Source organism: Streptomyces sp. NPDC002076 (assembly GCF_053593835.1).
Window position 1 is genome coordinate 240089 of record NZ_JBSFDI010000008.1, and the last position, 14535, is coordinate 254623.

General features: G+C 69.9%; 14 protein-coding genes. 4 read left to right on the forward strand and 10 right to left on the reverse strand.

Translation table 11 applies throughout. The annotated features are described in order from the left end of the window. Positions 1-124 precede the first annotated feature (124 nt). From ACWCQS_RS19445 to ACWCQS_RS19460, 4 genes are all read right to left on the reverse strand, one after another. The gene (locus tag ACWCQS_RS19445) at positions 125-529 is read right to left on the reverse strand and encodes a PPOX class F420-dependent oxidoreductase (RefSeq protein WP_451005545.1); all 405 of its coding nucleotides are present in this window, start codon (positions 527-529) and stop codon (positions 125-127) included. Positions 530-603: 74 nt separating this feature from the next. After that, positions 604-1122 (reverse strand): 2-C-methyl-D-erythritol 2,4-cyclodiphosphate synthase, encoded by a 519-nt coding sequence (gene ispF / locus ACWCQS_RS19450; RefSeq protein ID WP_388630742.1) that lies wholly within the window; start codon positions 1120-1122, stop codon positions 604-606. Next, entirely contained in the window at positions 1112-1864 is a 753-nt protein-coding gene (gene ispD / locus ACWCQS_RS19455) for a 2-C-methyl-D-erythritol 4-phosphate cytidylyltransferase (RefSeq protein WP_450983095.1), read from the reverse strand. Before ispD ends, ispF begins: the two co-directional genes overlap by 11 nt. 324 nt (positions 1865-2188) lie before the next feature. Continuing rightward, positions 2189-2671: a CarD family transcriptional regulator gene (locus ACWCQS_RS19460; protein ID WP_003953493.1), complete on the reverse strand. Its 483-nt coding sequence runs from the start codon at positions 2669-2671 to the stop codon at positions 2189-2191. A 626-nt stretch (positions 2672-3297) separates the two neighbouring features. Between ACWCQS_RS19460 and ACWCQS_RS19465 the strand changes: the two genes are divergently transcribed. Continuing rightward, positions 3298-3975, forward strand: a complete 678-nt coding sequence (locus ACWCQS_RS19465; protein ID WP_451005546.1) for a DUF461 domain-containing protein — start codon at positions 3298-3300, stop codon at positions 3973-3975. Positions 3976-4190: 215 nt separating this feature from the next. Here ACWCQS_RS19465 and ACWCQS_RS19470 read toward each other — a convergent pair whose 3' ends face one another. Together ACWCQS_RS19470 and ACWCQS_RS19475 are read right to left on the reverse strand one after the other, a co-directional pair. Beyond that, positions 4191-4871 (reverse strand): response regulator transcription factor, encoded by a 681-nt coding sequence (locus ACWCQS_RS19470; protein WP_362114769.1) that lies wholly within the window; start codon positions 4869-4871, stop codon positions 4191-4193. Continuing rightward, complete coding sequence (locus tag ACWCQS_RS19475) at positions 4868-6127, reverse strand: sensor histidine kinase (protein WP_451005547.1); 1260 nt, start codon at positions 6125-6127, stop codon at positions 4868-4870. The genes ACWCQS_RS19470 and ACWCQS_RS19475 overlap by 4 nt, the downstream gene beginning before the upstream one ends. Before the next feature lie 180 nt (positions 6128-6307). On the opposite strand from ACWCQS_RS19475, the gene phoU reads away from it, so the two are divergent. Together phoU and ACWCQS_RS19485 are read left to right on the forward strand one after the other, a co-directional pair. Continuing rightward, a complete protein-coding gene (phoU, locus tag ACWCQS_RS19480; protein WP_451005548.1) occupies positions 6308-6997 on the forward strand; it encodes a phosphate signaling complex protein PhoU in 690 nt (229 codons plus the stop codon). Between the two features lie 786 nt (positions 6998-7783). Beyond that, complete coding sequence (locus tag ACWCQS_RS19485) at positions 7784-7939, forward strand: hypothetical protein (RefSeq protein WP_451005549.1); 156 nt, start codon at positions 7784-7786, stop codon at positions 7937-7939. Between the two features lie 71 nt (positions 7940-8010). On the opposite strand, the gene ACWCQS_RS19490 is transcribed toward ACWCQS_RS19485, so the two are convergent. From ACWCQS_RS19490 to ACWCQS_RS19500, 3 genes are all read right to left on the reverse strand, one after another. Further along, positions 8011-8475, reverse strand: coding sequence for a hypothetical protein (locus ACWCQS_RS19490; RefSeq protein ID WP_451005550.1), 465 nt, complete (start codon positions 8473-8475; stop codon positions 8011-8013). Then, positions 8475-9335 carry a GAF and ANTAR domain-containing protein gene (locus ACWCQS_RS19495; RefSeq protein ID WP_451005551.1) on the reverse strand — a complete coding sequence of 287 codons (861 nt, stop codon included), beginning with the start codon at positions 9333-9335 and terminating at the stop codon, positions 8475-8477. Before ACWCQS_RS19495 ends, ACWCQS_RS19490 begins: the two co-directional genes overlap by 1 nt. 289 nt (positions 9336-9624) lie before the next feature. Beyond that, positions 9625-11154 carry a hypothetical protein gene (locus ACWCQS_RS19500; protein ID WP_451005552.1) on the reverse strand — a complete coding sequence of 510 codons (1530 nt, stop codon included), beginning with the start codon at positions 11152-11154 and terminating at the stop codon, positions 9625-9627. Between the two features lie 1112 nt (positions 11155-12266). Here ACWCQS_RS19500 and ACWCQS_RS19505 point away from each other — a divergent pair. Next, positions 12267-12476, forward strand: coding sequence for a hypothetical protein (locus ACWCQS_RS19505; RefSeq protein ID WP_450983106.1), 210 nt, complete (start codon positions 12267-12269; stop codon positions 12474-12476). Positions 12477-13527: 1051 nt separating this feature from the next. Here ACWCQS_RS19505 and ACWCQS_RS19510 read toward each other — a convergent pair. Continuing rightward, positions 13528-13818, reverse strand: a complete 291-nt coding sequence (locus tag ACWCQS_RS19510) for a hypothetical protein (RefSeq protein WP_451005553.1) — start codon at positions 13816-13818, stop codon at positions 13528-13530. Between the last annotated feature and the right edge of the window lie 717 nt (positions 13819-14535).

Consider the following 14535-nt stretch of genomic DNA (forward strand, 5'->3'; position numbering starts at 1 on the left):
GAACATGCCCACGACCTTCTCCGGCGTGATCCTCCCTCACGATCACACGGTCGGCTCGTCGGCGGAGGCCGGGCTGCCCGTCACCCCACCAACACCAACCACCCGGACCACACCGGACGCGCCCTCAGAACATCCCGACGACCTTCTCCGGCGTGATCCTCACGATCACACGGTCGGCGTCGTCGGCAGAGGCCGGGTTGAACTCGGCGTATTTCTTGCCGGTGTATTTCATGGACAGTTCGTCGATCAGGGCCTTGGCGCCCTGCGTGGTGAGCTCCGCGGTGCCCCGGATCTCGCCGTAGGCGTACGGCATCTCGGGGTCCTGGACAACGACGCTCACCCGGGGGTCGCGGTCGAGGTTCTTCTTCTTGCGGCGGTCGACGGTGGTGGAGAACAGGATCTGGTCACCGTCCCGCTTCACCCACACCGGGGACATCTGGGGGCGGCCGTCGGGCTGGATCGTGCCGACCACGATGAACACGGGACCGTCGAGCAGGGACTTGAGCCGGTCGGGCAGGGTGGCGGGCATGGGTACCTCCTCGGTCAGCGGTGACTCTGCGGGTACCCTCGCACGCTCTGCGCACACGCGCATCACGAGCAACGTCAGCCCGTACGGACCACCAGCGCCGTAGCGATCGCCATCAGCCCCTCCTCACGGCCCGGGAAACCGAGGCCGTCCGTCGTGGCTCCGGAGACGGAGACGGGCGCGCCGGCCGCCTCGGAGAGGATCTTCTGGGCCTCGTCCCGGCGCTTGCCGATCTTCGGGCGGGGGCCGACCACCTGGACGGCGATGTTCCCCACGGCGAAACCGGCCTCGCGGACGATCCGGGCGGCCTCCGTCAGGAGGGTCACGCCCGAGGCGCCGGACCACTCGGGGCGGCCGGTGCCGAAGTGCTGTCCCAGGTCACCGAGGCCGGCCGCGGAGAAGAGGGCGTTGCAGGCGGCATGGGCGACGACGTCCGCGTCCGAGTGCCCGGCGAGGCCCGCCCCCTCGCCCTCCCACTTCAGGCCCGCGCACCACAGCTCGCGGCCCTCCTCGAAGGCGTGGATGTCGGTGCCGATGCCGACCTGCGGCAGGACGCCACCCGGCGGCAGCCGGAAATCCGGTGCTTCAGAAGCCATCGTTCAGCCTCCTGCGGGCCAGGACCGCCTCGGCGAGGACCAGATCGAGGGGCCGGGTGACCTTGAAGGCCTCCTCGTGCCCGGGTACGGCGACGACCGTCAGGCCCAGCTGCTCGACCATGCTCGCGTCGTCGGTGACATTGTCGGTGACCGTCTCGTGGGCGTGGATCAGGGTCGCCCGGTCGAAGCCCTGGGGCGTCTGGACGGCGCGCAGGCGGGCGCGCTCCGGCGTGGCGACGACGGGCTCCGGCTCGCCGGCCTCGGTGGCGGGCTCGACCTCCTTGACGGTGTCGGCCAGCGGGAGCGCGGGGACGACGGCGGGGGCGCCCGCGCGTACCGCCTCGATGACGGCGTCGACCGTGTCGACCGGGACGAGCGGGCGGGCCGCGTCGTGGACGAGGACGATGCCGTACTCGGGGGGAAGCGCGTCGAGGCCGAGCCTGACCGATTCCTGGCGGGTGTCGCCGCCGGGGACGACCAGGAAGTCGGTGCGGTCCGGCAGGGCGTGCGCGTCGAGCAGGGACTTGACCTCGGCGGCGCCGTCCGGCGGGGCCACGACGATCACCAGGGAGACATGGCGGGAGGCGGCGAGCGCGCGGACCGCGTGGATGAGCATGGGCGTGCCGTTCAGCGCGCGGAGCGCCTTGGGGGCGCCCGGACCGAGGCGTACGCCCCGGCCGGCGGCGGGAATCACGGCGGCGACGGGGGTCTGCGCGGGCGAAGGGCGCGATTCGTCAGACATCGGTTCCTGTCAAGGTTTGTGTGCTCGACCTAGGTGGGTATGGCCTGGAGGAGTGCCGGGCGCGACGCCTTGACCGGACCCTTTCCGTGACCCTGGTCGAGCCATCTGCCCGGGCCCGGCACATCAAGTATCGGGGGCATTCCCTGAGGTGTACGGCAGGCGTTTCGACGCCCCGTTTCCGGCTGCCGAAGCCGCGCTGAAGGTTCGCGGCATTTCCGGGGACGAACATGCCGCAGCGCCCGGCGACATGGTCAGTGTCATCGGGCACCGCGGCATTTCACTGTGCTGAGCGTGGCGGAAGCGAAGGTTCGCCGCCGTGGCGCGTCAGGAGGCGAGCACCTCGTCGAGCAGGGCCTCGGCCTTGTCCTCGTTCGTGTTCTCCGCGAGAGCCAGCTCGCTCACCAGGATCTGGCGGGCCTTGGCGAGCATGCGCTTCTCACCGGCGGAGAGCCCTCGCTCGCGCTCACGACGCCACAGGTCACGCACGACTTCCGCGACCTTGATGACATCGCCGGAGGCGAGCTTCTCCAGGTTTGCCTTGTAACGACGCGACCAGTTCGTGGGCTCCTCGGCGTACGGCGCGCGCAGCACCTCGAAGACCCGGTCCAGCCCGTCCTGACCGACCACATCACGCACGCCCACGAACTCAGCATTGTCCGCTGGCACACGTACCGTCAGGTCACCCTGGGCGACCTTCAGCACCAAGTAGGTCTTGTCCACGCCTTTGATCTGGCGAGTTTCGATGGCCTCGATCAGCGCGGCCCCGTGATGGGGATAGACCACGGTGTCGCCAACCTTGAACGTCATGTGACAGGTACCCCTTCCGTGGCTATCCAGGGTAACACGGATACGGCGTCTTCTGAATGGCGTTTTCGCAGGTCAGGGCATATCTCGGGGCTTGACAACTGCGACAGGAACGTGCTGCGAGGGGCCTCGCGAAGCGGGAATTCGCAGGTCGGAGGGGCTCTCCGGGCGAGGTGAAACGCGTACGTTACACACTTCGGGAGCCGTCTCCAAGTGGATGAACGTCCCGGTTTGTCCGCTTCCAAGCGTACGACTTCCGCTACTCCGTTCGGTGCCTGTGGGCCGATCCGGGCCGATTCCGGAATTGATCAACGGCTGCCCGGGCGGTGCCGCGTGATCAATATCGAGACAGTCGCCGAAGGGTCGCCGAGGGCGAGCACGCATTCCTTCACGGAAATTTTGCGAGCGGTTATGTGAATGGCGGACGAGCGCCCGGCAAAGTGACGGGAGAGTCCTCTGTGACCACAGTGACGAAGGGTTCGCGGTACCCCCAGCCGGAGGCAAGCAGGCTGCTTGGGGAGGGTCGGGTGCGGCGGCTCCGGAACGGCTCGGTAACCTAAGGCCGCTGACAGACACTTAGGGTGGCTTTATAAGGGAGCCGCCCGCGCGTTCAAGGAGTTGCCGCCGCCGTGAGCAGCAGCCTTCGACGCGGCGCCCTCGCCGCCTCCGCCATCGCCTTCTCGATCGCCTCGCTCGCCGCGTGTGGTGCCGGCAACGACTCCCAGACCCTCGGGATCAAGCCGGACAACGCGGCGACCACGGTCGGCAACATCAAGGTCCAGAACGCGACGGTCATCACCCAGCCCGACCTGAAGTCGACGGGCCCGGCCGTGGTCTCCGCGACCCTGTTCAACCAGGGCAGCACGGACGAGACCCTGCAGTCGATCGCCGTCGCGGGCAGCACCGAGGCCGTGAAGCTGACCCCGGCCAAGGGCGGCAGCCTGACCGTCCCGGCGCACGGCTCCCTGATCCTCGGCGGCCCGGGCAACGCCTCCGCCGAGCTGCCCAGCGGCCGCGCGGCGGTCCAGGACGGCAACGCCCAGACGATCACCTTCACCTTCAGCAAGACCGGTGCCGTGAGCCTGCGCGCCTTCGTGGTGCCGGCCGCCGGCTACTTCGACAAGTGGGGTCCGAGCCAGATCCCGACCGCTTCGGCGACGGTCTCCGGGGCGCCGGGCGCCACGGCCTCCGGCAGCGCCAAGCCGGGCAAGCACGGCAAGGGCAAGGCCACCGCGTCGGCGACCGCGAGCGGCAGCGCGTCCGCGGCCCCGAGCGACTCCGCCTCGCAGTCGGCCACCGGCCAGTGAGCAGCCACTGAGCAGCCGTACGCACGAGGGCGGCACCCCACAGCGGGGTGCCGCCCTTCGTCGTGGAGCCGATGCGGCCGACGTACCCGGCACACGGCTCGTACCGCGGACTCGTGCGGTCTACGGCTCGACCTTGCGGCCCAGCGCGCATGCGCTCGACGTGGACGTCGAGGGACCCCTCCCCCACGCAGGGAGCGTTCCCGACGTCGGCTCGATCACGGCTCGAACTTGTAGCCCAGGCCCCGGACCGTCACCAGGTAACGCGGCGCACCCGGGTCCGGTTCGATCTTGGCGCGGAGGCGCTTGACGTGGACGTCGAGGGTCTTGGTGTCGCCCACGTAGTCGGCGCCCCAGACGCGGTCGATGAGCTGCATGCGGGTGAGCACGCGGCCGGCGTTGCGCAGGAGCATCTCCAGCAGGTCGAACTCCTTCAGCGGGAGGTCGACCTTGGAGCCGGCGACCGTCACCACGTGGCGGTCGACGTCCATGCGGACCGGGCCCGCCTCCAGCGCGGCCGGGGCGACCTCCTCCGGCTCGCCGCGGCGGCGCAGGACGGCACGGATGCGGGCGACCAGCTCGCGCGAGGAGAAGGGCTTGGTGACGTAGTCGTCGGCTCCTATTTCCAGGCCGACGACCTTGTCGATCTCGCTGTCCTTGGCCGTCACCATGATCACGGGGACGTTGGAGCGGCCGCGCAGCTGGCGGCACACCTCCGTGCCGGGCAGCCCCGGCAGCATCAGGTCGAGGAGGACGAGGTCGGCGCCGTTGCGCTCGAACTCGTCGAGTCCGTCGGGGCCGGTGGCCGCGATGGCGACCTCGAAGCCCTCCTTGCGGAGCATGTACGACAGGGCGTCGGAGAAGGACTCCTCGTCCTCGACGACGAGCACTCGGGTCACGGAAGGACCTCCGGGGCGGGAAGCGGTTCGTACGGGGATGAGTCGGGGGCGCCGCCGTCCTCGTCTTCTTCGTCGAGGTCGGGGTGCTGTTGTGCACGGTCGCGGGCCGCACCCGCCTCCGGCAGCCTGAGGGTGAACGTGGAGCCCTGACCTTCGGCGCTCCACACCGTGACCTCCCCGCCGTGCGAGGCGACCACGTGCTTGACGATCGCGAGACCCAGACCGGTGCCTCCGGTGGCCCGCGAGCGGGCCGGGTCGACGCGGTAGAAGCGCTCGAAGATGCGCTCCTTGTCCTTGTCCGAGATGCCGATGCCCTGGTCCGTCACGGCGAGCTCGATCATGTCGCCGCCGGGTGCGCTGACCCGACGGGCGGCTATGCCGACGCGGGTGCGGGCCGGGGAGTAGTTCACGGCGTTCTCGACGAGGTTGCCCAGGGCGGCGGCCAGCTGGCCGCGGTTGCCCCAGACGTGCAGGTCGGCGGTGCCTCCCGCGGCCATGGTGATCTGCTTGGTGCCGGCCTGGTGGCGGCAGCGGTCGATCGCCTCGGCGACCAGCTCGTCCACGCGGACGGGCTCGGCGTCCTCCAGCGGGTCGTCGTTCTGCACCCGGGAGAGGTCGATCAGCTCCTGGACCAGGTTGGTCAGGCGGGTCGCCTCGATCTGCATACGGCCCGCGAAGCGCTGTACGGCCTCGGGGTCGTCGGAGGCGTCCATGACCGCCTCGGACAGGAGGGAGAGGGCGCCGACGGGCGTCTTCAGCTCATGGCTCACATTGGCCACGAAGTCGCGTCGTACGGCCTCGATCCTCCGGGCCTCGGTCAGGTCCTCGACCAGCAGCAGGACCAGTCGGGAGCCGAGCGGGGCCACGCGCGCGGAGACGGCGAGGGCCTCGCCGCGTCCGGTGCCGCGCCGGGGCAGGTCCAGCTCGACCTGCCGTATCTCGCCGTCGCGTCTGGTGTCCCTCGCCATCTGCAGCATGGGCTCGATGGCGAGCTTGCCGCCGCGGACCAGCCCGAGGGCGTAGGCGGCGGAGCTGGCCTTGACGACGGCGTCGGCCTCGTCGAGGACGACGGCCGAGGAGCGGAGCACGGACAGCACGGTGTCCACGCCGGGCGGGAGTACGGGATCGGTGTGCAAGGAAGTCCTGGTCGGTCGCTTCTGGTCGCGTTCGCTCCAGCGGAACGCCAGCATGGCGATGACGCCGGTGAGCACCCCGGCGATCGCTGCCGCTGCGGCGACCGCCGCGTTCACGTCCATGCATCCAGGTTAAGCAGGCCCTACGACATGACTACAGCCGTCGAGGTGCGACCTCGGACACTCGTCGCCCAGAGTTCACCTTGGGGCCAGGATTGATTCATTTGGGGTGGCGGAAACGGACGCGTGCGGGTCAGAACGTGGGAGCGTGGGGACCAAGCACACCTATGAGAGGGAACCCTGATGCGGGACGCGTACCACGAGGAACTTGACTCGATCGGCGACGGTCTGGTGGAGATGGCCCGGCTGGTCGGGTCGGCGATCGGGCGCGCCACGACCGCCATCCTCGACTCCGACCTGAAGCTGGCCGAGAGCGTGATCGAGGCCGACCAGAAGGTCGACGAGCTCCAGCACGACCTGGAGGCCCGGGCCATAGCCCTGCTCGCCCGGCAGCAGCCGGTGGCGACCGACCTGCGGATCGTCGTCACCTCGCTGCGCATGTCCGCCGACCTGGAGCGGTCCGGCGACCTCGCCCAGCACGTGGCGAAGCTGGCCCGGCTGCGCTTCCCCGAGCGCGCGGTGCCGCAGGACCTGCACGCCACGATCCTGGAGATGGGCCAGCTCGCGCAGCGCCTGATGGCGAAGGCGGCCGAGGTGATCATCACCAAGGACGTCGACCTGGCGCTGCAGCTGGAACAGGACGACGACGAGATGGACCTGCTGCACCGCACCCTGTTCCAGCACCTGATCGACGAGCGCTGGAAGCACGGCATCGAGACGGCGGTGGACGTCACCCTCCTCGGCCGCTACTACGAGCGCTACGCCGACCACGCCGTGGCCGTCGCCAAGCGCGTCGTCTACCTGGTCACGGGCGAACACGCAGACGAACTCCAGCCGGACATCCAGCCGGTCACGGGGGTCGAGGGCGCGTAGCCCCTCCGGGGGTTCGGCCCGGGTTGGGCGGGCTCTGCCGGGTTACGGCCCGGGGCGGGGGCTCGCGGGGGTTCGGTGTGAGTCGGGGCTCGCGGGGCCAAAGCCGGGGCGCGGAGCTTCACGGGGCCTCGACTTCCGGGGCTACCCCGGCACTGGTGCCGGGCGGGGTGGGGGCGCGCTCGACGGCCTTCGGCCCGGGGCGGACGGGGCTTCGGAATTGTGGCCCGAGGCTGCGGCCGGGGGCAGAGAGATTCGCGGGGCTACGGCCGCCGGGGCTGCTCCGACGCCGGCGCCGGGCAGGGTCGCGCGCTCGCCGACGCTTGCCGGGTGGGGACCGGGTCCTCTGGCGACGCCTGCCGGGCGCGGGCCGGATCGCTCGCCGACACTCGCCGGGCGCGAGAAGCCTCGCGGGGCTTCGGCCCCGGGCAGAGAGATTCGCGGGGCTACGGCCGCCGGGGCTGCTCCGACGCCGGCGCCGGGCAGGGTCGCGCGCTCGCCGACGCTTGCCGGGTGGGGGACCGGATCGCTCGCCGACACTCGGCGGGTGGGGACCGGGTCCCTCGCCCGATGCCCGCCCGGCAAAGACCGGATCACCCACCCGACGCCCGCCCGGTGAAGGACCGGATCACTCGCCCGACGCTGGCCGGGTGCGGGCCAGGGCGCTTGGTGGGGCTTGGTGAAGGGGGGGTGCGGGCGCTGGGGCGCCTCTGTGCGCCGTTGATGCGCCTGGGGGAGCGGGCATGGAATAGGCGAGGGCATCCCTGCCCCAGCTTCTAGGAGGGACCCATGGCCGAATCCCCCAGCGCCACGCCCGACCCCACGCAGGAACGCGAGACCGACCAGCCCGCCGAGACCAGGAGCCTTGCGCTGATCGGCGCGTGCGGCTGCGGCTCGGGCTGCGGTTGCGGGTGCCAGTCCGGCGGCCCCTGCCAGTGCGGCTGAGGGCGGTACCACGTCGTAGGGCCGGTGTGCGCCCGATTCGCACCGGCCCTACCCATGAGCCTTACTGAGCCTCAATCAGCCTCATCGCCCTGCGCCCGCCGGTGCAGCTCCTCCAGCGCGGCCCGGACGGTGGTCGTCCGGTACCAGTCCAGCCACGCCCCCGCCTCCCGGGCGACCCGGTCCAGCGCACCGAGTTCGGCCCCGGTGTAGGCGTGCCCGGGCTGATCGTGGTGGGTGGAGAACATGGTAACCGCGCCGTACGGCGAAGGGGGCGAGTCCTCGCGGAAGCTCTCCAGGCAAGGGCCCTCGTCGGCCTGGAGCTGGAAGAACTCCAGCGCGCCCGCGTCCTCCTCGGTGACCGCCAGGGTGCGCAGATCACCGCGGCCGGAGACGACCATGATGCCGACCGCGTCCGCTTCGGTGATGTCGACGCAGTTGCGTGCCAGGCGCTCGACCAGCACCACCGGGTCGATGTCGTCGGCCAGGGGGTCGGCCAGCCCGACGAGCGCCTCGGCGAGCTGTTGTTCACGGCCCATCACCGTTCACCGTCCCTTCCCTCGTCCCCGCCCTCGCGCCCGTCCTCGCCGGCGTAGTGCCTGCGGTCACCGCCGTCGTCCGGCTCCTTGCGGAAGCGGAACCGGCGGGCCAGGACCTCGCGGGCCAGCTGGCTGACCGTACGGCCCTCGGCGTACGCGCGGGCCCGCAGCCGGTCCAGGGCCTGCTCGGGGTCCAGGTCCAGTTGCACCATCACCATGCCGACCGCCTGGTAGACCTCGGTGTGGTCGGCCTCGGAGGCCGCCACCCAGGACGCTACCTCGTCCTCCGTGTCTTCCTCGGTGCTGTCGTGCCCGGCCGCCTGGAGGCTCATCAGCGCGTAGGTGACGGCGTCGCGCACCCACAGCGCGGTCCGCATGTCCTGTTCGGTGAGCCCGCCGACGCTGTCGCTGTACAGGTCGAGGGTGCCGATCGCGGCGCCGCTGACACCGAGGGGCAGCGAGAAGACGGCGCGGACGCCGAGGGCCATGGCCTCGTGCGCGAAGATCGGCCAGCGGCGGGCGTCGGGGCCGCCGGCGAGGTCGGCGGCGACGACGGGGGCGCCCTGTTCGAGCGCGGTCTGGCAGGGCCCGTCCCCCACGGTGTACTGCAGCTCGGCGAGCCGCGCGGCGACCCGGTCGCTGGCGCACCAGGTGACGCGTACGCCCTTGCCGCCGGAGATCGACACCGAGGAACCGCTGACGGGCAGCAGCCGTACGCACGCCTGGCACAGCGCGCCCGGCACCGCCTGCGGGTGGTCGGCGCCCCGCGCTGCGGCGGCCAGCGTCTCACTGACCCGCAGCCGTGCCTGCCCCTCCGGCGGCACCCAGCCGGTCGGCCCTCCAGGCTGCCCGGGCGGCATGGTCATCACCCCCGTCGCGCGGCGCACCGTCAGCAGACATGATCCACCAGTATTCCGTCCGACACCCCCGGACCGACTACTCCACGCCCGAGTTCCCAGCCTGAGGGAACCAACGTGGCGTTTCGTCGTCCGGGCGGCCGTGCCCGAGTGGACGGTGAACAGCACCCGGGTCTCGGCGGCCCGGCCGAGGAGATCCCTCGGGCGGACCGCCGGTGTCTCGACGGCGGGTGCGGTGGCCGTCTCCACGGCGGGTCCGGTGGCCGTCCGAACGGCGGCGGCTCCGGTGGCCTCAGCTCACGGCGTACGCGTTGTACACCGTCGTCGTCGAGCTGTCGCCGTGGGTGTCGGTGACCGTCGAGCGCAGGCCGACGCGGCCGGAGGCCGGGTTGTGGACGGCGATGGTCCACTTGCCGCCGGACAGCTTCGCGGCGGTGGCGTGCCAGGTGACGCCGTCGTCGGTGGTGTACCAGGCCTTGACCGACTGCACGCTGTCCGACAGCTGCTGCACCGTGCTGTCGTCCGTGCCGTTGCGCTGCATGCCCAGCACGACGGTCGTGGTCGACCCGGGGGCCGCCTGGTTCCTGGAGTTCAGCGCATCGGGCCAGAACCGGGTGATGTAGTCCCGGATCTGCTGGTTCTTGCTGGGGTCCGCGTAGAAGTGCAGGCTGAGGCCCACGGTGGTCGACAGCGAACCGGACGGCAGGCTGCGCCGGCCGGTTTCGGTGAGCGTGTACCAGCCGGCACCAGGGATCTTCGGGTGCGCGTCGATCTCGTCCGACGGGGTGTAGTTGTGCGAGTAGAGCGTCTTGCCCGCGTGGGTCAGCTTCACCGAGCCGCTGGCCAGCGTGCCGCCCTCCGGCAGGGTCGGGTCGGCGAACAGGTTGATGGACCCGAAGTACAGCTGGTGGTACCAGGTGTTGGGCAGCCGCCCGCTGGGTCCCCAGACGGCGTGGCCGAGGGTCAGCGAGGTCGTCCTGCCGGCCGCGTAGCTGTGGAACCCGTCGAAGATGAAGTCGTTGGCCTGCTGGCCCACCTGCCACTGGCCGGCCGGGAGGTGGGCGGTGAAGGAGTTGGGCAGGTCACGCTGGAACTGGAGCGAGTTCGGGCCCCACGAACAGGAGTCGCCGCTCGACGACGAGTAGTTGAACGAGAAGAACGCCGTTCCGCTGTCGGGGCCCGAACGGGCGGACACCTTGAGGGCGGTCAGCGCGGACTGCTTCAGCGTCGCGGAGACCCCGGACGGCACGCCGCCCGCGTGCCTGGCGGACCCCACCCAGAAGTCCCCGCCGGTCGCCGACCGCGGCTGGTACGTGGTGCCGTAGGCCAGCTCGTACGCCTTGCTGCTCGACGGGATCACATACAGGTCACCCGCGTCCGCCGACGCGCCCATGGTGGCGGGTCCGTTGTCGGAGGTGCAGACGTACGCGCTGACCGTGTGGTCGTATCCGCTGCCCGGGTTCGGGCTGAGCGAGACGTTGACCGCGCGGCCCTGCCGGGCGTCGAACGTGGTCTTGGTGGACCCGGAGACCGTCACACTGTGACCGCCGACGGTGGCGCGCTCGTCACCGGCGTCCGCGATCGACGTGGCGAGCTCGTAGCTGCCGTTGGGCAGCGACGTCGCCTTGTTGCTGTCGATGTAACGGAAGTCGTTCGTCTTGGTGTTGTAGACCGCCACCTGGGCGTGAACCGGCTTGCCGCTCCGGTCCAACGTCGTGACGGTGAGTGCCCCATTGCCTGCGGCCGACGCCATTGAGGTGCCGGCCAGGAGAAGCGGGACGAGCACGGTGACGACACTCGCCGCTGCTGTGGTTCGCCGCATCAAACCCCCCTAGGTTCGCGACAAAAGCGAGCCACGGTAGCGCACGGGGGCCACGCCACCATCACCGACCCCTCACAGAGCCCTGCGCGGGGATCCGCGCCCGCCTGCGCTGACAATTGCCCGAAACCGGAGGGGCTCGCGGTCGCGGCACTCCGCGATGCGGGAGCGCGAGCAGAGGCGAGACAGCAGACCTGAATCGCACTCCGCGCCGGGCCGGCGCAGCGGTGGGTTACTTCTTCTTGCCCTGGGTCTGGCGGGCCCGTCTTTTGGGCCCGGTCAGCGCATTCCGTGCCCACTGCAGGCACGGAAGCGTCCCTGTCCTGCGGGCGACAGGCTTCGCGCGATCGCGGTTACTCAGCGCGGCCGCCCCCCGGGTGCCCAGGACGGGCGGAGGAGAGGATGCGACGCTGGAGTGAGTGGCCTGCGAGTGGAGGTCCGAGTGCGCCTCATCCGGTCCGGGGCCCTCTCCTTCGGCCTGGCGACCATGTCCCGGTGCGGCTCGATGGATGCGACGCAGAATCGTGCGGTCAGTCTGTGCGCCGGCCGGGCACCACTCACCGAGCGTCGCCAGGCGGCCTTACCGCGTGGATCCGGCCCGCCGGGACCAGGACCGCACGACCAACCCGGAAGGCAGGTGCGTCCCATGCGTACGTCGACCCGGAGCTGATCAGCCCCAAGGGAGTTCCGGCCTTCTCACCGTCGATCGCGGTCGCCGAACGGGGCTCGGTCGCGCTCACTTACTACGACCTGCGCTTCCTCAAGCCGGGCGACACCACCACCGAACGACGGATCTCGCGAGTCTTCGACTGGCTGCAGGCGCCGTTCTCCGGGGCTATTTCCTCGGCGACTACCAAGGCCTGGTGGCAGACGGCAAGGGAGTACGGGCGGTGCTCACCGAGACCCACTCCGGCGCACCGCAGAACCGTACGGACGTGTACACCAGCAGTCTCCGCACCCGCTGACCGACGCGGCCTGCTGCTCTGGGGTCGCGTCACCGACCCCGCACCCGACAGCACTGCCACCCGAATGGCGCAGCATGACGTGCCACCCACATGGGTGAAGATCAAGCTGACTAGTGGCCCCACCGAGGCAATCCGTGAAAGGGGAACCACATGCGCATTCGACGAATCCTCGCCGCCGTCATCGCCACGGCAGCCCTCGCCGGACTGGGCCTCACAGGCGCCGCCACCGCCACCGCCGCCACTGCACAGGGTGCCCCATCCTACGTCACCCCCTCTCAGTGCAGGCAGGGCGGCGGAACGGCCGATCTGGCGGACAACACCTGCAAGGGCGGTACGTACGACGGGCAGAAGATCGACTAAACCCCATAAGGCGCCCCGCAGCCACGCGCCGCGGGGCGCTCCCGCGAGAGCGTAGCCGGGAGAGTCGCCGGGACTGTGCCGACCCGTCGGGCACGCTAGGTCCGAGTCGGCCAGGAAGAGCTGCTTCTTCTTGCCGTGGATCTTGCCGAGGATCTTGGTGAGCTGGGTTTTGGCTGTTCAGGGGCGGTGGGCTCGTGTGCAGCTCCGGGCAAGCCGAAGGAGTACCCGTGGCACCTGCTCCTCGGCGCGGTCGAGGAGATCGTCGCAGCGCGGTAGCCGACGTACTGCGGCCTACGGCAGGTTGGTCAGGTCTTCTCATGCTCCGGCTTGTGCAATATCACCAGCACCGCCTTGCCGATCATCACGAGGCCGCTGGCCACGCAGCACCAAGCCCCCTACTCACGGAAGAAACCGCAGGTAGGGGGCTTACGCGTGGGCGCTTACTTCTTCTTGCCCTGGGTCTTGCCGGGGAGCTTGGTGGCCTGCGTTCTTGCTGGTGAGGGGTGGTGGACTCGTGTGCGTGGTGGTCGTCGTTGGTCGTCATTGGCCACTGTCGAGCGTCCTCGGACGGCCCGGGGACGGCCCAGCTTTGGCGCGCCGGCCCGGCACCTTCGATGCCCCCGTCTGAACCTCAGCCGACGACAGTCAGCCACGATTGCGGGTGCGCCGACCGACCAGGCGCGCGTGTGTCTCGCTGTACCCCCACCGGCCTTCACCACGCTGCGAGTGCCGTGGACAAGAGCAAGCGGAGACGGCCAGCACGTGAGAACGATGCCTGAGCCCTCAGCTTGGGAAGCTAACCTCACGCTTTCGCGAGATGGCCTGTTCGAGGGTTGGCCAAAAACGCAGAAAGTGCTCCTGACCTGCAATGATAGGACTTACTGAGGGTCCTGTTGGCTGCCAGGAGAGAAGCACTTTCCAGATGAAGAAGCGTATCGGGTCCCACCCGCGTGTCGGCATCGAGGGCGGCGGCACTTAGGTGGTCTCCCAGGCCGGGGCCGTGCTGCTGGTGGAGGCCAGCGTCGGGCGGTTCACGGCGAGCAGGCGGGGCCTACCCCACGTACACGCTGTATCCGTAGTAGTCGGGGGCGCTCGTGCCGGGCGTCAGAGTCTGAATCACGAACCCCGTGCAATTGTTGGTGCTGAAGATGTACGCGATGCCATTGGTGTGATTCTGCACCTGTTTCGGAAGGCTCCCCACCATGTAGCAGCCGCTGGGGTTGTTGTACGTCGTGCTGCCGATGATCAGCTGTCCTTCCGCTGCCGACGCGGACTGTGTGACGCCGAGCGCAAGCACGGCACCGACACCGACCGCCCCAAGGGTCCGGGCAATGGATGGCATGTCATTCTCCCCTGCTCAAGCGGAAGCCGCTACTCGACTCCCAGCGGGCATCACTTTATGCATGCAGGTGACTCCATGCAGTCACGTTCGCGAGGGGAGCGACGCCCTCCGCTCTTTCGGCCTAACTAAGGTGACTGAGGGCTCACTGTGGGGCTGACCTGCGTCGCAGGAATGTCGGTGCCTGGTGGCCGGGCGGTTAGCTCCCCGGTGTTCCCCGTGGTTCCCGCACCATCTGGCACGGTTGTGGCACGTTCCGCGTTAAGTCCCACGGCCCCAAGACGGCCCCAGCACAGCAACGAGCCCCCTACCCACGGAGGAACCGCAGGTAGGGGGCTTACGCGTGGGCGATTACTTCTTCTTGCCCTGGGTTTCGACCGCCCGATTTTTGGCGCTGGTCAGTGGGGCCGGCACCTCAACTGACCTGCGACTGGGCGGTTGTTGTTGGTCGTTGTCTGTCGTCGCTTGTTGACCTCGGAGGTTCCAGACAGGTCCCAGCCATGAGGCCCGACCTGCCGCTATCGATAGCGGCAGGAGTCGCTAACGTTAGCGACCTTGATAGCGGCTAAACCCATGGGTGACCACTGCGTTACTCAGATTCCAGGCGTGATGTCGCACGCAAACAGCCTCTGGACGGCGAAGGGTTCCCACCGGAACACGTAGGGAACCTGTGGCAGCAACTGAGCACCACGGAAGACCCCCCACCGCCCTGGTCCTGGA